We start from the raw sequence: 21,108 nt of genomic DNA, 5'->3' as shown, positions 1-21,108 counted from the left end.
GTCAGGTCAGCGCACGGTCGAGGTGGGTGTAACCGCCGTCGACGAACAGCCATTGCCCGGTGACATGGCTGGCGCGCGCGGACAGCAGGAACACGGCGGTGTCGGCGATCTCGTCGTCGCGGGTCATGCGCTTGCCCAGCGGGATGTGGCGGACGATGTCGTCCAGCTTGGCCTGCGGATCGGGGAAGGTGGACAGCCACGACTGGTACAGCGGCGTCATCACTTCGGCGGGGATCACCGCGTTGACCCGCACGCCGTCGTCGGCCAACGCCGCAGCCCATTCGCGGGTCAGCGACAGCTGTGCGCCCTTCGATGCGCAATAGCCGCTGGTATTGCCCTGTCCGGTCAGCGCGGTCTTCGACGACACGTTGACGATGGCGCCCTTCGAGGCCTTCAGCGCGTCGACGCACAGGTGCGCCATCACGTAGTAGTGGACCAGGTTCTTTTCCAGCGAACCGACGAAGGCATCGCGGCCAGCGTCGAGGCCGACGCCGTCGTTGACGCCGGCGTTGTTGACCAGGCCATGCAGCGCGCCGAATTCGTCCAGCGTCGCCTGCACCGCCGCGCGGCAGGCGGCCTCGTCCTCCATGTGCAGCTGGCGGAAGCGCGCGCGCGGCTGCAGCGTGCGCAGCGCCTGCTCGAAGTCGGGGTGCAGCGCGCTGCGCCCGAATATCACCGGGACCGCCCCTTCGCGCGCCAGCGCCAGGGTGATGGCGCCACCGATGCCGGCGCCGCCGCCGGTCACGATCACCGTCTTGTCGCGCAGTTCCAGGTCCATCAGTCGTTCCTCGTGGTTTCTTCGCGCGGCAGACCATAGCAGCGCGCCGCGTTGCCGCCCCACAGGGCGGCGCGTTCGTCGGTGGACAGCGCCTGCGACCAGCCGGCGACGATGGCGGCGACTTCGGCGTAGTCCGCGCGCAGCAGGCATACCGGCCAGTCCGAGCCGAACAGCAGGCGTTGCGGGCCGAACAGTTCCAGTGCCGTGTCGAGATAACGGCGGATTGCATCGGCATCGACGCGATCGCCGGCCACTTCGGTCACCAGTCCCGACAGCTTGCAGGCGACGTGCGGCAGCGCCGCGACCTCAGCCAGCGCCTTGCGCCATGCAGCGTCGCCATCGCCGCCGATGGCGGGCTTGCCGAGATGATCCAGTACCAGCCAGTGGCGGTCGTGGCGAGCGCAGAAAACGGGTGCCAGCGCCAGCTGGTCCGCGCCACGCACCAGCACTTCGTAAACCTGGCCGCGCGCCTGCAACGCAGCCACGCCGCGGTTGAACGCCGGGTCGGCCAGCGTCGCGGCGACATCCGGATCGTCCTGCAGCAGGTGACGGAAGCCGGCGAGCTTCGCGCGACCGCTCCATTGCGCGAGCCGCGCATCGAGATCGTCGGCACGCAGGTCGACCCAGCCGATCACGGCCGCGATCCAGTCGTACTCGTCGGCGAGTTGCAGCAGGAAATCGGTTTCCGCTTCCTCCGCGCGCGCCTGTACGGCAATGCAGGTGTCGATGCCTTGCGCATCGAGCAGCGGGCGCAGGTCGGCGGGCAGCCAGTTGCGTTGCAGCACGCCCATGCCGGCGTCCATCCACGGATAAGCGTCCGCGTCGTAGCGCCAGAAATGCTGGTGCGCGTCGATGCGCATCATGGAGATGCCGCGCCCGCCGGCCGCAGTTCGGCGGCATCGAAGTCCAGGCCGAGGTCTTCGGCCGGATAGGCGGGGTCGGCGAGGCGGATTTCCAGCCTCGTCGCTGGCGACGCCGGCAGCTCGAACGGACCGATGGTTCCCGTCGCCAGCTCGGCGCCGGGCACTTCGACGGCATGGCCGCCGATGGCGACGCGATAGCGGCGATCGGCGCGCGCGCGGGCGCCGACCAGTTTCAGGACGACGCGTTGCGCCTGCGTCGAAGCGACATCGGCATCCAGTGACACCGTGGTCGTGGCCTGGGTCAGGTAGCCGCTGCCGAAGGCGAAGCTGTTGCCGGCGCGCCATTGCTCGAAAGCGATCTTCCAGCTTCCATCGTCTGCGGCCACGACCGGTTGCACTGGCACTGCCTGCAGCGGCCCGGACAGGGCGACGCGCAGCACCGGCAGTACCGTATCCGGCGCGTTCGCCGGCAGGTCGATCAGCAGATCGTTGCCGTCGCGATGCCACTTGAGGACATCGCCGCCGTCGATACGCACTTCCGACGGATCGCTGGCGAGCCCGGCGACACGCAACGGCCCCGCCTTCCAGTCGTGCACGTACAGGTACAGCGCGTCGCCGTCGCGCATCGTCGCGCCCCAGGGCTGCGGCGGCAAACCGCTGGGCTTCGCCTGCATCGTTTGCGGATGGCGTTGCAGCCAGGCGCCGATGCCATGCAGCACGTCGGCTTCGAACGGCACCACGCTGCCGTCGCCCATCGGGCCGATGTTGAGCAGGTAGTTGCCGCCGGCCGCACGCGCCTGGACCAGGCCGCGGGTCAGTTCGCGCACCTTGCCGGGCAGGTCGTCGCGCGCTTGCCAGCTGCGATAGCCCCAGGTGGCGTGGTAGATCGACGCCGGCACTTCGAACGGCGGCTGCATCGATGGCGGCGGCGCTTCGTTGTCGCCGAGGGTGACGAAGTCGCCGGCGTTGTTCCAGATGCGGCCGTTGATCGCGGCCTGCGGCTGCAGTTCGCGCATGATGGTGGCGAACTTGCGGCTCTGTTCGGGGGTAGGCGCCGACATGTCGAACCACACTTCGGTGATGGGGCCGTAATTCGTCATCAGTTCGCGCAGCTGCTGTTCGATCAGCGGCTCCATCGACGCCGGGATCGGATTGCTGTTGTGATCGGTTTCCGGCGTATGGCCGGCGTGCCAGTCGACCAGCGAGAAATACACGCCGAAGCCGAGGCCGGCCTTGCGGCACGCGGCCGACAGCAGTTTCAGCGGATCCTTGCCGAACGGCGTGCGCTTGACGATGTTGTAGTCGGTCGACTTCGTGTCGAACATGACGAAGCCGTCGTGGTGCTTGCTGGTGACCACGATGTAGCGCGCGCCGGCCTGCTTGGCCAGGCCGCAGATCGCGTCCGCGTCGAACTTCGGCGCGGCGAAGCGTTCGGCGACCTTGGCGTAGTCGGCTTCCGGGATCTTCGCCCAGCCCTGGATCTGTTCCGAGTAGCCGGTGGTCACCGGCTTGCCCTGCCAGACGCCGCCGAGTTCGGAATACAGGCCCCAGTGCACGAACATGCCGTAGCCGAGCCGCTGCCAGCGGGCGAGGCGTTCGGCTTCGTCGATCTTCGCGGCAGGCGCTGCCTGCATCGGAGCCGGTTGCGCGGGCGCTGGCGTTTGCGGCGCGGGCTTGCACGCGGCGGCCAGCAGGCACAGGGCCATCGCGGCGAGGCGGCGCGTCGGCGGGAAGGGGCGTTGCATGATCGTCACCGTCGTCATCGGGAGCCCCGCGCGATTATCCGCCGTGGCGATAGTCGCGCAGCGTATCCGGCTTCATCTCGATGGAGAAACCCGGCTGGGTCGGCGGCATGTACGCGGCGTCGCGGATCGTGCACGGGTCGAGGAAATGTTCGTGCAGGTGGTCGACGTATTCGATCACCCGGCCCTCGCGGGTTCCGGCGACGCACACGTAGTCGATCATCGACAGGTGCTGCACGTATTCGCACAGGCCCACGCCGCCGGCGTGCGGGCACACCGGCAGGCCGTGCTTGGCCGCAACCAGCAGCACGCCGAGGATCTCGTTGACCCCGCCGACGCGGCAGGAATCGATCTGCACCACGTCGACCGCGCCGCCGGTGATGAACTGCTTCCACATCACCCGGTTCTGGCACATCTCGCCGGTGGCGACCTTGACCCCGTCGGCGGCGATGGCCTCGCGGATCGTGCGGTGACCGGCGATGTCGTCGGGGCTGGTCGGTTCCTCGATGAACCACGGCTTGGCGAAGGCGAGCTGGCGCACCCATTCGATGGCTTGGCCGACTTCCCAGATCTGGTTGGCGTCGATCATCAGCTTGCGCTCCGGCCCGATCACTTCGCGGGCGATGCGCAGGCGGCGGATGTCGTCCTCGAGGTCGCGGCCGACCTTCAACTTGATGTGGTCGAAGCCGGCGTCGACGGCTTCCTGGCACAGGCGGCGCAGCTTTTCGTCGCTGTAGCCCAGCCAGCCGGCCGACGTGGTGTAGCAGCGATAGCCTTCGCGCTCGAGCGTGGCGATGCGCTCGGCCTTGCCGGCGGCCTGCTTGCGCAGCAGTTGCAGCGCTTCGTCCGGGGTGATCGCGTCGGTCAGGTAGCGGAAGTCGATGCAGCGCACCAGTTCTTCCGGCGTCATGTCGGCGACCAGCCGCCACACCGGCTTGCTAGCAGCCTTGGCCCACAGGTCCCATACCGCGTTGACCACCGCGCCGGTGGCCAGGTGCATCGCGCCCTTGTCGGGGCCGATCCAGCGCAGCTGGCTGTCGGAGGTGACGTGGCGCCAGAAGCGGCCCATGTCGGCGGCGACCCAGTCCAGTTCCAGCCCGACCACGAGGTGGCGCATCGCCTCGATCGCCGCGCAGCAGATCTCGTTGCCACGGCCGATGGTGAAGGTCAGGCCGTGGCCGCGCAGGGTGGGATGGTCGGTTTCGAGGATGACGTAGGCGGCCGAATAATCCGGATCCGGATTCATCGCGTCCGAACCGTCGAGCGACTTCGACGTGGGGAAGCGCAGGTCGTGGACCTGCATGCCGGTGATGCGGATGTCGTAAGGAGTCGTGCTCATGCGTCCACCGTGCGCTGGTTCTGTTCGCCGAGTCCGTCGATGCCCAGGCGCATCTTCTGCCCTGCGCGCAGGTAGACCGGCGGCTTCAGGCCCAGGCCGACGCCGGGCGGGGTGCCGGTGGAAATCACGTCGCCGGCCTGTAGGCTCATGAAGCGGCTCAGGTAACTGACCAGGTGCGGGATGCGGTACACCATCTGGTTGGTGTTGCTGTCTTGGTAGCGATGGCCGTCGACTTCCAGCCAGATGCGCAGCGCGTGCGGGTCGGCGATTTCGTCGGCGGTCACCAGCCATGGGCCGATCGGCCCGAAGGTGTCGCAGCCCTTGCCCTTGTCCCAGGTGCCGGTGCCTTCCAGCTGGAAGGCGCGTTCGGACACGTCGTTGACCACGAAGTAGCCGGCGACATGGTCCATCGCATCCGCTTCGTCGATGTAGCGGCCGGGCTTGCCGATCACCACGCCCAGCTCCACTTCCCAGTCGGTCTTCAGCGAGCCGCGCGGGATCTCGACGTCGTCGTCGGGCCCGCACACCGCGCTGGTCCACTTGTTGAAGATCACCGGCTCGGCCGGGATGGCCACGCCGGTTTCCGCGGCATGGTCGGCGTAGTTCAGGCCGATGCAGATGAACTTGCCGACATCGCCGACGCAGGCGCCGATCCGCGGCGTGCCCTCGACCAAGGGCAACGCGGCCGGATCGAGCTTGCGCAGCCGCGCCAGAGATTCGGGCGACAGCGCATCGCCGGCGAGGTCGGCGATCGCGCCCGACAGGTCGCGGATGCGGCCTTCGGCGTCGAGCATTCCGGGTTTTTCCTGGCCCTTGGGGCCATAGCGCAACAGCTTCATTTCGGTTCCTGCAAAGTCAGTTGATCCAGCCGCCGTCGATGATCTGGGTGGTGCCGGTGGTGAAGGTCGATTCGTCGCTGGCCAGGTACACCGCCATCGCGGCGATTTCCTCCGGCGTGCCCAGGCGTCCGCTCGGCTGGCGGGCGAGGAAGCTGGCGTAGGCGTCTTCGAAGGAAGTGCCGCGGCTCGCGGCCATGGTCGCCATGCGCTGGCGCAGCGACGGCGAATCCACGGTGCCCGGGCAGATCGCGTTGCAGCGGATGCCGCGGGCGACGAAGTCGGCGGCGACCGCCTTGGTCATGCCGATCACCGCGGCCTTGCTGGCGCCGTAGGCGAAGCGGTTGGGCACGCCCTTGATGCTGGAGGCGACCGAAGCGATGTTGACGATCGAGCCGCCGCCGCGTTCGAGCATGCCCGGCAGGAACGCGCGGATCAGCCGGTACATCGCGGTGACGTTGAGGTCGAAGGAGAAGCGCCAGGCGTCCTCGTCGCAATCGAGGATGCTGCCGTCGTGCACGAAACCGGCGCCGTTGACCAGCACGTCGATCGGACCGAGCTGCGTGGGCAGGGCGCGCACGGCCTCGGCGTCGGTCACGTCCAGGCGCAGCGGGCGCAGGCGTTCGCCGGCGTCTTCCTGCAGCTGGGCAAGCGCCGCCTCGTTGATGTCGGCGGCCACGACCTGGGCGCCTTCGCGGACGAAAGCCAGCGCGGTGGCGCGGCCGATGCCCTGCGCGGCCGCGGTGATCAGGGCTCGTTTTCCTTGCAGACGCACGATCTTGGCTCCTTCCGGCCACGATGCGGGGCCGGTACTTTCTCGCGAAACAATTGGTCCAGCGGTTGGACCAATGTTAGTGGGGTCGGGGGTAAATTGGAACGGCGCGCAGGCCTTCAGCGGCGGCGGGCGGCGCGATAGGCATGTCCCGCGAGGGCCTCGAACTCGATGCGCTGGCCTTCGCGGCGCAATTTCACCGGTCCGCCGCCGGAGGCATCGCGAAGCTCGAACGCGCCGTCCTCGAACAGGTCGCTGCGTACCGCCAGCGTGCCCGCACGGTTCGCCCGCAGCCTGATTTCTGCGGCACGGCCCGCTTGCCAGCGAATGTCCACGGTCACGTCGCCGCGCCCGCGCAGGCCGCGCACCTCGCCGTCGGGCCAGGCCGAGGGCAGGGCGGGCAGTACGTCGATCTCGCCGGCCTGGCTTTGCAGCAGCATTTCCGCCACGCCCGCGGTGGCGCCGAAGTTGCCGTCGATCTGGAACGGCGGGTGGCTGTCGAACAGGTTGGGCAGGGTGCTGTGCACCAGTTGCTCGCCCAGCATCTTGAACGCATGGTCGCCATCGCGCAGGCGCGCCCAGAAGTTGACCTTCCAGGCCTTGCTCCAGCCGGTGCCGGCATCGCCGCGGCCGCGCAGGCTGGTGCGCGCGGCGTCGGCCAGCGCGGCATTGCGCAGCGGGCGGATCGCCGCGCCCGGATGCAATGCGTACAGGTGCGAGACGTGGCGGTGGTCGTCCTTCGGGTCGTCGATGTCTTCCTTCCATTCCTGCAACTGGCCCCAGCGGCCGACGCGCAGGCCGGGGTCCAGCTTCGCCAGCGCCGCCTGCAGCCGGTGGCGGAACGCGTCGTCGACGTGCAGCGCGCCTGCCGCTTCCAGCGTGTTCGCGAACAGTTCGGCGACGATCTGCTGCGACATCGCCGCGCCGGCGGTGTACTCGCCGTGCTCGGGCGAATAGCTGGGCGAGGCGACCAGCTTGCCGTCGCGCGGATCGACGTGCAGCGTGGCCAGCCAGAATTCGCTGGCGCCTTTCAGTCGTGGATACAGGTTGTCGCGCAGCGATTTCGTATCCGGTGAAAAACGGTATTGGTCGTAGGCCTGGTTCATCAGCCATGCGCCGGCTTCCGGCAACCAGAACGACCACGCGTAGTCGATCACCCCGCTGTAGCCCCAGGGATTGGTGATGGTCTGCTGCACCCAGCCCGGCGCGCCGAACATCTCGCGCGCGGTGATTTCGCCCGGCGCGCGCATCGCTTCGACATAGCGGAGGAAAGGCTCGGCGGTTTCGGCCAGGTTCGTGGTCGGCGCCGGCCAGTAGTTCATCTGCAGGTTGATGTTGACGTGGTAGTCCGAATCCCACGGAGGCGTGGTGCTGTGGTTCCACACGCCCTGCAGGTTGGCCGGCAGCGATCCCGCGCGCGACGAGGCGATCAGCAGGTAGCGGCCATACTGGAAATACAGCGCTTCCAGCGCGCGGTCGGCGCCGGCATCGCCGCTGGGATACGCCCTCAGCAGCGCGTCGGTCGGCTTGTCCGGCATGCGCTGGCCGACCTGCAATGCGACGCGGTCGAACAACTTGCGGTAATCCGCTACATGCGCGGCGCGCAGGGCGTCGAAGCCCTTGCCCGCGGCACGGTCGATGTCCGCCGCGAGGCGTGCATGCGGGTCCTTGCCGCGATACTTCGGATAGGCGAGGGCGTAATCGGTGCCGGCGGCCAGCAGCACGACGACACTGTCCGCATTGCGCACGCGCAAGATCCCGTCTTCGCCGGCAACGACTTCACCGCCCTGCGCCAGCACGCGGACCTGCGCTTCGAACACCAGGCCGTTGTCGGCCAGCTTGCCGCGCACGGTCAGCCGGTCGCCGGTCGCATCGGCGCGATAGTCCTGGCGCGGCGAGGCATAGCGCAGTGCGAACGACACCTGCCGCGGCTGGTCCGCGGCGAAGCGCGCGACGATGACGTGGTCCGGATAACTGGCGAAGTACTCGCGGGCATGGTTCGCGCCACCGCTGCGGAACGCGACGCCGGCGATGGCATCCCCGATGTCCAGCGTGCGTCGATAGCTTTCGGGTTTGGCATCGACACCTTCGAAATCGAAATGCAGGTCGCCGAAGGTCTGGTAGGCGCCGAACGATACTGGCTTGTTGCCCAGCCGCTTGGCGACCCATTCGGGGTCGGCCTTGCCGTGGCTTTCGATTTCGCGGCGTACGTCGTCGATCGCACCCGGTCGCGCCGCCGTCCAGTTGCCGTAGGTGTAGCCCGGTGCGCCGGGGCCGCCGGTCCACAGGGTCTTTTCGTTGAATTGCAGGCGTTCGTGCGCCGGGTCGCCAAACACCATGCCGCCCATCGCGCCGTTGCCGATCGGCAACGCCTGCCTTTCCCAGTCCTGCGCGGGTGCGGCGTAGCGCAGCGTCAGGTTCTCGTCGGCGCGGGCCGCGGCGGATCCGAGCAGGGCGATGGCAAGCAGGACGCGAATGAACGGCGGCATCGTGACTCCGGTAATGGTCCAACCACTGGACCGAATGGTACGCTTCGGGCTTCCCGATCCGCCACCGCCGAGCATGACTCCATCATCGCGCGCCCTCGTCGCCCCCGTGATCGCCGGCCTGGTGCTTGTCCTGGGCACCGGTGCCGCCGACAGCGACGCCGCGCGTTCCGCCTTCCCGGCGATGCCGAAGATCTACCACGATGGCTGGATCGACCTGGACAAGAACGGCCGCAAGGACGTCTACGAAGACCGCAACGCGTCCGTCGATGCCCGCGTCGAGGATCTGCTGGCGCGGATGACCGCCGACGAGAAGACCGCGCAGATGGCCACGCTGTATGGCTATGGCCGCGTGCTGAAGGATCCGCTGCCGACCCGGCAATGGAAACGCGCGCTGTGGAAGGATGGCATCGGCAACATCGACGAGATGCACAACGGCTATGGCGACGGCAAGGGCAGCGTCTACGCCACCGATACCCGCAAGCACGTGTGGGCGATGAACGAAGTGCAGCGCTTCTTCGTCGAACAGACGCGGCTGGGCATTCCCGCCGACTTCACCGACGAAGGCATCCGCGGCGTCGAAGCGCACGGCGCGACCAGTTTCCCGACCCAACTGGGCATCGGCCATACCTGGAACAAGGCGCTGGTGCGGAAGATCGGCCGCATCACCGCACTGGAAGGCCGCGCGATGGGTTACACCAATATCTACGCGCCGATCCTCGACGTCGCCCGCGACCAGCGTTGGGGCCGCATGGAAGAGGTGTATGGCGAAGACCCGTACCTGGTCTCGCGGCTCGGCGTGGAAATGGTCAAGGGCATGCAGCAGGACTTTACCGTCGCCGCCACTGCCAAGCATTTCGTGGTCTACAGCGCCAACAGGGGCGCGCGCGAATTCATGGCCCGCACCGACCCGCAGGTCGCGCCGCGCGAGGTCGAAGACGTGCATGTCACGCCGTTCGCCGCGGCGATCCGCGAGGCCGGCCTGCTCGGGGTGATGAGTTCGTACAACGACTACGACGGCGTGCCGGTCAGCGGCAGCCATTACTGGTTGACCGAACGCCTGCGCAACGACCTCGGTTTCCGCGGCTACGTGGTGTCGGACAGCGAAGCGGTCGAATACCTGCACACCAAGCACGCGGTCGCCGCCGATGCGCAGGACGCGGTGCGCCAGGCGGTGGAAGCCGGATTGAACATCCGCACCAACTTCACCCCGCCCGAGGATTTCGTGCTCCCGCTGCGCGCCGCCTTGCGCGACGGCTCGTTGAAGATGTCCGTCGTCGACGACCGCGTGCGCGACATCCTGCGGGTCAAGTTCACCACCGGTCTGTTCGACCGCCCGTACGTCGAGGATGCCGAAGCGACCGTGCGCCTGCTTGATTCGCCGGAGCACCGCGCCGTCGCATTGCAGGCCGCGCGCGAAAGCCTGGTGTTGCTGAAGAATGCGGGTGACGCGTTGCCGTTGCGCAAGGACCTGAAGACGGTCGCGGTGATCGGACCCAATGCCGACGATGGTCGCTACTCGCGTCGCCACTATGGCCCGAGTGGCGGTCATGCGATCACCGTGCTTGAAGGCGTGCGGCGCAAGCTTGGCAATGCCGCCGAAGTGCGTTACGCCAAGGGGGTCGAAGTCGCCGGCGGCAACTGGCCGCGGATCGAAACGCTGCCCGAACCGCTGAGCGCGGAAGAGCGCGCCGGCATCGACGAAGCGGTGCGCGCGGCGACCGGCGCCGACGTGGCCGTCGTCGTGCTCGGCGACGGCGACCGCACCACCGGCGAAAGCCTCAGCCGCACCAGCCTGGACCTGCCGGGCCGCCAGCTCGAACTACTGCAGGCGGTGCAGGCGACCGGCACGCCGGTCGTGCTGGTGCTCATCAACGGGCGGCCGATGAGCATCAACTGGGCCGATGCGCACGTGCCGGCGATCCTCGAAGCCTGGTTCCCCGGCGACCAGGGCGGCACCGCCATCGCCGATGCCTTGTTCGGCGATTACAACCCCGGCGGCAAGCTGACCGTGACCTTCCCGAAGACCGCCGGGCAGATCCCGTTCAATTTCCCGAGCAAGCCCAATGCGCAATCGGAGCTGGAGAAATCGCGCAGCAACGGTGCGCTGTATTACTTCGGTCACGGGCTCAGCTATACGAAGTTCGATTACGGCGGCCTGCGCATCGCACCGCTGAAGCAGAAGGCCGACGGCAAGGTCACCGTCAGCGTCGACGTGCGCAACACCGGCGACCGCGCCGGCGATGAAGTCGTGCAGCTGTATACCCGCGACCTGGTCAGCTCGGTCACCACCTACGAGCAGAACCTGCGTGGATTCGAGCGCATCCACCTCGCCCCCGGCGAGACCCGCACCGTAAGCTTCACCCTGGCCCCGGCCGACCTGGCACTGCTGAATCGCGAAATGAAGCGGGTGGTCGAACCGGGCAAGTTCCGCGTCATGGTCGGTGGCGGTTCGCAGGATATCCGCCAGCAGGCCGAATTCGAGATCGTGCAATGAAAACGAAGCATGCCGACCCATCGCGTCGCCGTTTCCTCGCCGCGGGCGGCGGCGCCTTGGCCGTGGCCGCCACCGGCTTGCCTGCCGCACGCGTAGCCGCCGCCGTTGCGGACGACGGAACGCGCCCGCGGCCGACGCCGTCGCAATTGCGCTGGCAGCGCGAACAACTGGCGATGTTCGTCCACTTCACCGTGAACACCTTCACCGGCCGGGAATGGGGCGACGGCAGCGAGAGTCCGTCGATCTTCGATCCGAAGCGGCTCGACGCGAAGCAATGGGCGCGCACGGCGAAGCAAGCCGGCTTCCGCAGCATGATCCTGACCGCCAAGCACCACGACGGCTTCTGCCTGTGGCCGACGAAGACCACGAAGCATTCGGTCGCGTCCAGTCCGTGGCGCGACGGCAAGGGCGACCTGGTGCGCGAATTCACCGACGCCTGCCGCGCGGAAGGGCTGGACGTCGGCTTCTACCTGTCGCCATGGGACCGCAACGCCAAGGTCTATGGCGAAGGCAAGGTCTACGACGATTTCTACATCGCGCAGCTCACCGAGTTGCTGACCGGTTATGGGCCGGTGGTGGAAGTGTGGTTCGACGGCGCCAACGGCGAAGGTCCCAACGGCAAGCGCCAGGCCTACGACTGGGCGCGCATCCACCGCACCGTGCGCGAGCTGCAGCCCGGCGCGGTGATGTTCTCCGACGCCGGCCCCGACGTGCGTTGGATCGGCAACGAGACCGGCAGCGCCGGCAGCACCTGCTGGGCCAGCGTCGATCCGGCGCGGGTGCCGCGCGCCGGCGCCGACGATCCGTGGACTGGCGAAGCGCTGCAGCAGGGCGATCCTTACGGCAAGGTGTGGCGTCCCGGCGAAACCGACGTGTCGATCCGGCCCGGTTGGTTCTGGCACCCGGAACAGGACGAGAAGGTGCGCGGCGCGGACAATCTGCTGGGCCTGTACTTCACTTCGGTGGGGCGCAACAGCAAGCTGCTGCTGAACGTGCCGCCGACGCGTGAGGGTCTGTTCCACGAACGAGATGTGGAAAGCCTGATCGGTTTCGCCAGGTTGCGCGAGTCGATGCTGGCGACGGATCTCGCCGCGGGTGCCAAAGTCCGCGCCAGCGCGGCGCAGGGCGAGGCGGCGAACGTGCTGGACGACGACCATTCGCGCCATTGGAGCCCCGGCGCCGATGCGCGCAGCGGCTGGCTGGAGCTGGAATTCCCGCAAGGCGCCGAGTTCGATGTGATCCGGCTGGAAGAGGCGATCGAGCACGGCCAGCACATCGCCAACTACCGCGTCGATGTCGATGCCGGCGATGGCTGGAAGCCGCTGGCCTGGGGCACGACGATCGGCCACTGCAAGCTCGACCGGGTACCGCCGACCCGTGCGCGCAGGCTACGCGTGGCCATTGAATTCGCCTACGCCGCGCCGCGGCTCGCACGGGTGGCGTTGCATCGCTCGCCGACGGGTGCATGGAAACGTCCCGATTACCACGGCGAGTGATCGGCGGCAGGCATTGCAGGAATAGCCTTTGTGGGAGCGACCTTTGGTCGCGAATGCTTTTTGCTCTTTCCGATAGTGTTGCAGAGGCGCATTCGCGACCAAGGTCGCTCCCAAAGGTCGTTGCCGCGAACGCATCGCTTCTACAATGTGACCACCGATTCCACCGGAGCAGACCCATGACGACCCGCCGCACCTTCCTGCAAACCAGCCTGCTCGGTGCCGGTGCACTGGCGTTGCCGAAGGCCTTCTCGAGTGCGGCCGGCAAATCGTCGCGCGCGAAGGTCGTGTCGACCTGGGACTTCGGCGTCGGCGCCAACGGCGCGGCATGGAAGGTGCTGGCCGCCGGCGGCGCGGCACTGGACGCGGTCGAAGCCGGCGCGCGCTGGGCAGAGGCCGACCTGTGCAACCCCACCGTCGGCCATTGCGGCAATCCGGATCGCGACGGCGTGCTGACCCTGGATGCCAGCATCATGGCTGGCGATGGCCGCTGCGGCTCGGTGGCCGCGCTGGAAGACATCGATCATCCGATCTCGGTGGCGCGCGCGGTGATGGAAAAATCGCCACATGTGATGCTGGTCGGCGCCGGTGCGCAGCAGTTCGCGGTGCAGCAGGGCTTCGCCAAGAAGAAGCTGATCACGCCCGAGGCGGCACAGCGTTGGCGCGAATGGCTGAAGACCGCCGAATACAAGCCGCAGATCAATGCCGAGCGCGCCAAGCTGCCGGGCAACAAGGACAACCACGACACCCTGGGCATGCTCGCGCTGGACGCCAGCGGCAACCTCGCCGGCGCCTGCACCACCAGCGGCATGGCGTGGAAGCTGCATGGCCGGGTCGGCGACAGTCCGATCATCGGCGCGGGCCTGTACGTCGACAACGACGTCGGCGCGGCGACGGCCTCGGGCCAGGGCGAGGAGATGATCCGCAATGCGGCCAGCCACCTGGTCGTCGAACTGATGCGCCAGGGCCGTTCGCCGGCGCAGGCCTGCCGCGAGGCGATCGACCGCGTCGTGCACAAGCGCCCCGAAGCCAGCAAGACCCTGCAAGTGTGTTTCCTGGCGATGAACAAGGACGGCGAAGTCGGTGCGTTCGCCCTGCACAAGGGCTTCGTCTACGCGGTATGCGACGCGGCCAAGCAGGACGCGTTGCTGGATTCGCAATCCGTGTATACGACCGAGCAAACCTGACGCTGCAAGGTCAGACCGCCCCCGGTCTGGCAGCCACGGTGTGGGAGCGACGTCAGTCGCGATTGCTTTTCAGGCGACTCACGCGATCACGACGAAAGGCATCGCGACTGACGTCGCTCCCACACCGATTCATAGGTCGATTCACGTTGGGTGCGGGCACCGGGTTTTTCGTCGAGCTCGTCGGGGTCCCCGAGCGGGACGCTGACATCTCTCTCCGCGTTCCCAGATGATAGGCTGCGCTCCCCGATCAAGGAGTCGACCGTGATGAAGTCCGCAATTCTTCCGCTGGCAGTCGTTTTCTCCTTGAGCCTGCTGCCGGCATCGCGGTCGGAAGCGGCCATTCCGCTGTTCAACGGCACCTGCCCCGGCGGTCTTGAAATCCATGCCGACGAGGGCGGCCCGGTCTACGTCAACGGGCGCGAAACCAGGCTCAAGAAGTTCAACGACGATTACTTCGAGGCCAGCGACTCCAATAGTGGCGTGACCCTGTCGATCACCCGTTCCCCCGACGGCGGCGTGCAGATGTCGTACACCGGCAAGGGCGGCGCCAATGGCGTGTGCACGGTCGGCGGATCGTCTGCCGGCGCGGCGCGCGCGACCGGTGCCGCGCCCGCGACCGAGGTGACTTGCGAATCCGTGGGCAAGGCGCAGACCGAGTGCGACATGGACACGCATGGTGATGTCCAGGTGGTCCGGCAACTGAGCCGGACCGAATGCGTGCAGGGCCAGAACTGGGGCCTCTACCACCATTCCGTGTGGGTCAAGGACGGCTGCCGGGCGGTCTTCCGCAACGTTCCCGGCGGAAGCCGCGCGCCGAGCCGGCGTCCGGCAGGCGCGGGCAACGAATTGCTGGGCGCCTGCAACGTGCGGGCGAAGGCGGACGGCGCGCTGGTCACCCGCGTTCCGGTCAACGACCAGACCACCGAACTGATCGTCGATTACCCGGACGGCCGTTTCCTGTGCATGGTGCGCAACGATGGCCTGGTGGAATCCCTGACCCCGATCAGGAAAAGAGGGCAGTAACGGCAAGCCTCGCACGAGCGGTGCCGCTCGCCCGGTCTTTTCGCTGGCCTGAACGCATGGACGAACCGTGGACTTCCTGAAAATCCTCAAATCCTTCGAGGAATTCGTCTACGAAGCCCTGATCTGGGTGGTCCTGCTGCCGCGCACGCTGGTGCGGATCGTGCTGCATCCGCGCAGGATGACCGAATACGCGGCGTCGGAGCTGGGACGAAGCGACGAGAAGCAATTCAGCGCGGCGGTCAGTCCGCCGTTGTTGCTGATCCTGTGCGTGCTGATCGCCCATTTCATCGATCTGGGCATGCGCACGCAGACGCCCGACGCCTCCGGCTCGCTGGCCAGCGCGATCTTCGCCTCGGAACAGAACCTGCTGTTGTACCGGACGATCGCCTTCGGGGTGTGGGCGCTGGCGGGCGCGGTCTATTTCCTGCTCAGGAGCGGCGTTCCCATGGATCGGGAAAGCCTGCGCGGGCCGTTCTACGAGCAATGCTACCTGGTGTCTCCGTTCGCCCTGCTGCTGTCGATCAGCGGTTCGCTCTCGCTGATGCCGGAGAACGCTTACGCGGTCCGCGCGGCGCCATGGCTGGTGCTGGGCGCCTTCCTCTGGTTCTGGCTCGTGCAGATCGACTGGATCGGAAGAAAGACGGGCTTGCCGTTCTGGCGCCGCATCATCGCGGCGACGCTGATCCTGGTGAGCGGTTCACTGGTCAATGCGCTCGTGGGACATGCGCTTTCGCATCCCCGCGCGAGTACGGGTCAGAGTGCGTGCGCGAGCTGCGATCACGCGGAAGCGCGCACGCAGGAGAAGTGAAAGCCGGATGCGGGTCCGAAGGAGGCCCCGGGTTCAGCCGCTGCGCAAGGCCGCAGCCAGTCGCCGTACTTCCTCGCTGTCCGTACGGGTTTCGCCATCGCTCATGCCGAGCCGCGCGTCGGCGGCGTGGCGCATCGCCGAGGGCAGGGTGCGCTTGGCCGAGGCGTGGAACTCGCGCGCGCCGGTCGCGGCGCGCAGCGCGGCGAGGTTGCCGGCGTTGATGCCGGCGCCGGGCATCACCACGATGCGTTCGCCGGCGCGTTGCACCAGATCGCGCAGCAGGCCGACGCCTTGCGGCGCGCCGGGTTGCGCGCCGGAGCTGAGCACGCGTTCGCAGCCCAGTCCGATGGCGTCCTCGAGCGTCTGCAGCGGATCGCGACTGACGTCGATGGCACGGTGGAAGGTGACGCCGAGGTGCTTCGCCGCGGAAACCAATGCGCGGCAGCGGGGCAGGTCGACATTGCCTTCGGCATCCAGCGCGCCCAGCACCACGCCATCGCAGCCGACGGCGAGGCAGGCCTCGATGTCGAGCAGCATCGTTTCGGTTTCCTCGTCGGTGTAGACGAAGTCGCCGCCACGCGGGCGGATCAGCGCATACAGCGGGATGCGCAGGCGTTCGCGTACCAGCGCCAGCACGCCGGGCGAGGGCGTCAGCCCGCCCAGTTCCAGGCCCGAACAGAGTTCGACGCGATCGGCGCCGCCGTCCTGCGCCGCGACCGCGGAAGCAACGGAGTTGGCGGCGATTTCCAGCAAGGCTTGCGACATGCGTTTCAATGTTCCTGCGCGAGGGTCAGCCGGATCACGCTGGCATCGGCATCCGGCGCCTTCGGCGGCAGCTGCAGATGCAGTTCGCCGCCTGAGGTTTCGGCGCGCAGCGCGACGCCCGGTTCGGCCAGCAATACGGCTTCGGCCACTTTACCCGCCAGCGGCAGGCGCAGCACGCCATCGGTGGGCCAATCGAACACGTGCAGGTACAGGCGCTCGGGCTGGCCATCGCCCGCCGGCTTGCGGGTGATGCGCCCCCACGCCGGCGCCTGTGCGAGCGCGGTGGACTGCGTGCCGTAGATCGCCTCGCCGTTGACCTGCATCCAGCGGCCGATCGCATCGAGCCGTTGCAGCGCGGGCGCGGGCAGTTCGCCATCCGCGGTCGGCCCGATGTTGAGCAACAGGTTGCCGCCCTTGCTGGCCACGTCGACCAGCATGCGGATCAGTTCGCGGTCCGACTTCCAGGCCTGGTCGTGGCGGTTGTAGCCCCAGTGCCGGTTCATGGTGATGCACGATTCCCAGTACTCGCCCGCGCCCAGGCCCGCGGCCGGCACTTCCTGTTCGGGCGTGTGGAAATCGCCGGGCATGCCTTCGGCGCTGATGCCTCCCATGCCGCCGCGCGAATTGAACACGCGGTTGTTGATGATCAGGTCCGGCTTCAGTCCGCGCAGGTAAGCGACCATGTCCTCGGCGTCCTCGCGCGTCCACCAGTCGACCCATTCGCCGTCGAACCACAGGATCTCGGCGCCGGTCTGCTGCACCAGTTCCTTCAGCTCGGTCTTCATGTCGCGCACGTAGCGCGCCTTCTGCGCCGGGTCGATCAGGGTCGGGTTCAGCACGTTCGGCTTGTTCCCGCGCTGCGACGGGTCGTGCCAGTCCATGATCGAGTAGTACACGCCGAAGTGCAGGCCCTGGCGGCGCACGGCATCGGCCAGCGGCGCGAGCACACCCTTGCCGTAGGGCGTGCGCCGGGCGATGTTGTAGTCGGTGCCCTGCGTGTCCCACATCGCGAAGCCTTCGTGGTGCTTGCTGGTGATGACCACGTACTTCATTCCGGCGGCCCTGGCCGCGCGCGCCCACGCGTCGGGGTCGTACTTCTTCGGGTCGAAACGGCTGGCGAAGCGTTCGTATTCGGCCTTGGGAATGTCGGCCTCTTCCATGATCCATTCGCCGTAGTCGCGCTTGCCCTTCCATTCGCCGGCGGGAACCGCGTACAGGCCCCAATGCAGGAACAGGCCGAAGCGGGCGTCGGCCCACCATTGCATGCGTTCGGCCTTGGCGTCGGCGGTTTCGGCCGCGGGCGTGGCGGCATCGAGTCGCGGGACGGGCGATCCAAGCCAGGCCAGCGTGGCGATCAGCAGAAGCAGTGGGACGCGCATGGCGGATTCCTTCTGTGGCGAACGCGAGACTGCCGGCGTCGACAACCGCCGCCAACCGGGTCGGAACGTGGTGGCGGGGTCGCACGGCCGGAAGAAAATCGCAGGGCCGGGCAGGGAATGCCTGCCCGGTGGAATGACCGTCCTAGGAGGGGATAGCGGCCGTTCTTTAACCCTGCGGCGAATACAGGGTAGCATTGGTCCAACCACCAGACCATACCGGCGACAGGCCGGGCGTACAGATGACCCGACCCCGCAAGCCCATTGCCTCCCTTTTGCTGGTTCTTGCCGCCGCCTGCGGTCCGGCGCTGGCCGCCGACGGCCCCGCCGCCGGGCCGCCGGACGCCGTCGAAGCCGCGCGCATGCAATGGTTCGAGGACGCCAAGCTCGGCATCTTCATCCACTGGGGCATCTACGCCGCGCACGGCACCAGCGAGTCGTGGTCGTTCTTCAACGGCCAGATCACCTGGCCGGAGTACATGAGCCAGAAGCGGGACTTCACCGCCCGCCGTTACGATCCGCAGGCCTGGGCCGACCTGATCAAGCGCAGCGGTGCGCGCTACGCGGTGCTGACCAGCCGCCACCACGACGGCGTGGCGCTGTGGGACTCGAAGCAGGGCCTCAACGTGGTCAGGGACACGCCGGCCGGGCGCGACCTGGTCGCGCCGTTCGCCAAGGCGCTGCGCAAGGATGGGCTGAAGGTCGGCCTGTACTACTCGCTGCCCGACTGGTCGTATTCCGATTACGACGTGCATACGCGCAAGGAAAAGCGCTACGACATCCGCAAGGAACCCGCGCGCTGGCAGCGTTATCTCGACTACTACCAGGGCCAGGTCGACGATCTCGCCAAGCGCTACAACCCCGATCTGTGGTGGTTCGACGGCGACTGGGAACACAGTGCGCAGGAATGGCAGGCCGACAAGGTGCGCAAGGAAATCCTGGCCCGCAACCCGAAGGCCATCATCAATTCGCGCCTGCCGGGCAACGGCGACTACGGCACCCCGGAGCAGGGCGTGCCGATCCTGCGTCCCACCGATCGCTACTGGGAGCTGTGCCTGACCATGAACATGTCGTGGGGCTACCAGCCCACCGACAACGCCTACAAGACACCCGGGCAGCTGATCCGCATCTTCGCCGACACCATCGCGATGGGCGGCAACCTGCTGCTGGACATCGGGCCGAAGGAGGACGGCAGCATCGACGAGCGCCAGGTGCGCATCCTCGAGGAATTCGGCCGCTGGACCGGGAAGAACGCGCCGGCGATCTACGGCACGCGCGCCGGCATCGGCTTCGATTATTTCCATGGTCCGAGCACGCTGTCGGCCGACGGCCGCACGCTGTACCTGTTCGTCGACGGGCGTCCCAACGAAGACCTGATGGTCAAGGGCCTGGACAACAAGGTGCTGCGCGCCCGCGTGCTCGGCAGCGACGCCGCGGTCGAGGCCCGCGTGGTCGGCAAGCACGACTGGAGCAAGGTACCGGGCCTGCTGCACATCAAGGTGCCCGACGCCGCGCTCGACCCGGTGGTCACCGTGGTCGCGCTGGAACTGGACGGCCCTGCGTCGCTGTTCAAGGAACACGTCAAACCGATCGAGAGCAACTGAGATGAAGACCGCCGTACTGCTGCTGGCCCTGTTCGCCGCAACGCCCGCCCTGGCCCAGCACGAAGAAGAACATCCCTACGTGCCGGAAACCGACCCGCTGGTCGTGCGCAAGCTGGACCGATGGCAGGACTGGAAATTCGGTTTCATGATGCATTGGGGCCCGTACAGCCAGTGGGGCGTGGTCGAGTCGTGGTCGATCTGCTCCGAGGACGTGGACTGGTGCGGTCCGCCGAAGCGCAATCCGCACACCGGGAAGTACGCCAACGACTACGTCGGCTACAAGCAGGCTTACGAGCAGCTGCCGACCACCTTCAACCCGGTGAAGTTCGATCCGGCGAAGTGGGCCGATGTCGCCGCCGACGCCGGCACCAAGTACGTGGTGTTCACCACCAAGCACCATGACGGCTTCAGCATGTTCGACACGAAGCAGACCGATTACCGGATCACCGCATCGAACGTGCCGTTCCATTCCAACCCGCGCGCCAACATCGCCAGGGAAGTGTTCGATGCCTTCCGCGCACGCGGCTTCGGCATCGGCGCGTACTTCTCCAAGCCGGACTGGCACAGCGACAACTACTGGGCGCCGCGCTGGGCCACGCCGGATCGCAACGTCAACTACGACACGCGCAAGCACCCCGAGTTGTGGAAGGGTTTCGTCGATTTCACCCATGCGCAGCTCGGCGAGCTGACTTCGCAATACGGGCCGCTCGACATCCTGTGGCTCGACGGCGGTTGGGTGAACCCGCGCGAGCATCCCGACGCGAAGCCCGGCAGCGGTTCGGTGCCGTGGCCGCAGGATATCGACATGCCGGGACTGGCCGCACTGGCGCGCAGGAACCAGCCGGGCCTGATCGTGGTGGACCGCGCGGTTGGCGGACGCTACGAGAACTACCGCACGCCGGAACAGAAGATCCCGGACGAGCCGCTGCCGTATCCGTGGGAAACCTGCATGACCCTCGGCGATTCGTGGTCGTACGTGCCCAACGACAGGTACAAGCCCGCGCGCGACGTGGTGCACATGCTGGTCGACGTGGTCGCCAAGGGCGGCAACTACCTGCTCAACGTCGGTCCCGACGCCAACGGCGAACTGCCGGCCGAAGCCATCGAGCGCCTGCACCAGATCGGCCAGTGGATGAAGCTCAACGGCCAGGCGATCTATGCCAGCCGCGCGGTCGCGCCGTACCGCGCCGGCAAGTTCCGCTACACGCGGCTGAAGGACGGGACGGTGTATGCGATCTACCTGGCCGACGACAAGGAAAAGACCCTACCGGCGCAGCTGAAGATCCCGGGTCCGGCGCCGGAGGCTGGGGCAAGCGTGCGGGTGCTCGGCAGCGACGCGGCGCTGGCGTGGCGGCGTGAAGGCGACGCGACCGTGGTGGACGTTCCCGCCGCGGTGCGCAAGCAGACCGCGGGCGCGTACGCGTGGAGCATCGAATTGCCGGGAGCGGTGCTTACCCACTGACCGGAAGTTCAAAAAACACCGTCATTCCCGCGAAGGCGGGAATCGCTCTTCTATCGGACCCCGATGATCCGTCCGAA

At 67.5% G+C, this 21,108-nt stretch carries 16 protein-coding genes; 7 read left to right on the top strand and 9 right to left on the bottom strand.

Annotated features, from left to right (window positions below; all coding sequences use genetic code 11):
- Position 1: 1 nt before the first annotated feature.
- From J5837_RS03745 to J5837_RS16330, 7 genes are all read right to left on the bottom strand, one after another.
- Positions 2–778, bottom strand: coding sequence for an SDR family oxidoreductase (locus tag J5837_RS03745; protein ID WP_210535369.1), 777 nt, complete (start codon positions 776–778; stop codon positions 2–4).
- Positions 778–1,641 carry an L-fucono-1,5-lactonase gene (locus J5837_RS03740; RefSeq protein ID WP_210535368.1) on the bottom strand — a complete coding sequence of 288 codons (864 nt, stop codon included), beginning with the start codon at positions 1,639–1,641 and terminating at the stop codon, positions 778–780. Before J5837_RS03740 ends, J5837_RS03745 begins: the two co-directional genes overlap by 1 nt.
- Positions 1,638–3,386, bottom strand: coding sequence for an alpha-L-fucosidase (locus J5837_RS03735; protein WP_210535367.1), 1,749 nt, complete (start codon positions 3,384–3,386; stop codon positions 1,638–1,640). The genes J5837_RS03740 and J5837_RS03735 overlap by 4 nt, the downstream gene beginning before the upstream one ends.
- A 34-nt stretch (positions 3,387–3,420) precedes the next feature.
- Positions 3,421–4,722: an L-fuconate dehydratase gene (locus tag J5837_RS03730; protein ID WP_210535366.1), complete on the bottom strand. Its 1,302-nt coding sequence runs from the start codon at positions 4,720–4,722 to the stop codon at positions 3,421–3,423.
- On the bottom strand, positions 4,719–5,561 hold the full coding sequence (locus tag J5837_RS03725) for a fumarylacetoacetate hydrolase family protein (RefSeq protein ID WP_210535365.1): 843 nt from the start codon (positions 5,559–5,561) through the stop codon (positions 4,719–4,721). The genes J5837_RS03730 and J5837_RS03725 overlap by 4 nt, the downstream gene beginning before the upstream one ends.
- Positions 5,562–5,577: 16 nt before the next feature.
- A complete protein-coding gene (locus J5837_RS16335) occupies positions 5,578–6,333 on the bottom strand; it encodes an SDR family oxidoreductase (protein ID WP_342345498.1) in 756 nt (251 codons plus the stop codon).
- A 116-nt stretch (positions 6,334–6,449) separates the two neighbouring features.
- Positions 6,450–8,819, bottom strand: coding sequence for a glycoside hydrolase family 95 protein (locus J5837_RS16330; protein ID WP_244755598.1), 2,370 nt, complete (start codon positions 8,817–8,819; stop codon positions 6,450–6,452).
- 73 nt (positions 8,820–8,892) lie between these two features.
- Between J5837_RS16330 and J5837_RS03715 the strand changes: the two genes are divergently transcribed.
- From J5837_RS03715 to J5837_RS03695, 5 genes are all read left to right on the top strand, one after another.
- Positions 8,893–11,313 carry a glycoside hydrolase family 3 N-terminal domain-containing protein gene (locus tag J5837_RS03715; protein ID WP_210535364.1) on the top strand — a complete coding sequence of 807 codons (2,421 nt, stop codon included), beginning with the start codon at positions 8,893–8,895 and terminating at the stop codon, positions 11,311–11,313.
- Entirely contained in the window at positions 11,310–12,809 is a 1,500-nt protein-coding gene (locus J5837_RS03710) for an alpha-L-fucosidase (RefSeq protein WP_210535363.1), read from the top strand. The genes J5837_RS03715 and J5837_RS03710 overlap by 4 nt, the downstream gene beginning before the upstream one ends.
- Before the next feature lie 176 nt (positions 12,810–12,985).
- On the top strand, positions 12,986–13,993 hold the full coding sequence (locus tag J5837_RS03705) for a glycosylasparaginase (protein WP_210535362.1): 1,008 nt from the start codon (positions 12,986–12,988) through the stop codon (positions 13,991–13,993).
- Positions 13,994–14,257: 264 nt separating this feature from the next.
- Entirely contained in the window at positions 14,258–15,016 is a 759-nt protein-coding gene (locus J5837_RS03700; protein WP_210535361.1) for a DUF3011 domain-containing protein, read from the top strand.
- 67 nt (positions 15,017–15,083) lie between these two features.
- Positions 15,084–15,824, top strand: coding sequence for a hypothetical protein (locus J5837_RS03695; protein ID WP_210535360.1), 741 nt, complete (start codon positions 15,084–15,086; stop codon positions 15,822–15,824).
- Positions 15,825–15,857: 33 nt separating this feature from the next.
- On the opposite strand, the gene J5837_RS03690 is transcribed toward J5837_RS03695, so the two are convergent.
- Together J5837_RS03690 and J5837_RS03685 are read right to left on the bottom strand one after the other, a co-directional pair.
- Positions 15,858–16,589, bottom strand: coding sequence for a copper homeostasis protein CutC (locus J5837_RS03690; protein WP_210535359.1), 732 nt, complete (start codon positions 16,587–16,589; stop codon positions 15,858–15,860).
- A 5-nt stretch (positions 16,590–16,594) separates the two neighbouring features.
- Complete coding sequence (locus tag J5837_RS03685) at positions 16,595–17,968, bottom strand: alpha-L-fucosidase (protein ID WP_210535358.1); 1,374 nt, start codon at positions 17,966–17,968, stop codon at positions 16,595–16,597.
- Positions 17,969–18,207: 239 nt separating this feature from the next.
- Here J5837_RS03685 and J5837_RS03680 point away from each other — a divergent pair, with 239 nt between their 5' ends.
- Both J5837_RS03680 and J5837_RS03675 read left to right on the top strand, forming a co-directional pair.
- Complete coding sequence (locus J5837_RS03680; protein WP_210535357.1) at positions 18,208–19,569, top strand: alpha-L-fucosidase; 1,362 nt, start codon at positions 18,208–18,210, stop codon at positions 19,567–19,569.
- Between the two features lies 1 nt (position 19,570).
- Positions 19,571–21,031 (top strand): alpha-L-fucosidase, encoded by a 1,461-nt coding sequence (locus J5837_RS03675; protein WP_210535356.1) that lies wholly within the window; start codon positions 19,571–19,573, stop codon positions 21,029–21,031.
- The last annotated feature ends 77 nt before the right edge of the window (positions 21,032–21,108 follow it).

This window comes from Pseudoxanthomonas helianthi (assembly GCF_017939625.1).
Taxonomy (GTDB): Bacteria; Pseudomonadota; Gammaproteobacteria; order Xanthomonadales; family Xanthomonadaceae; genus Pseudoxanthomonas_A; species Pseudoxanthomonas_A helianthi.
The sequence above is the reverse complement of the archived record's forward strand: the minus strand, read 5'-3'. Positions and strand labels throughout refer to the sequence as shown.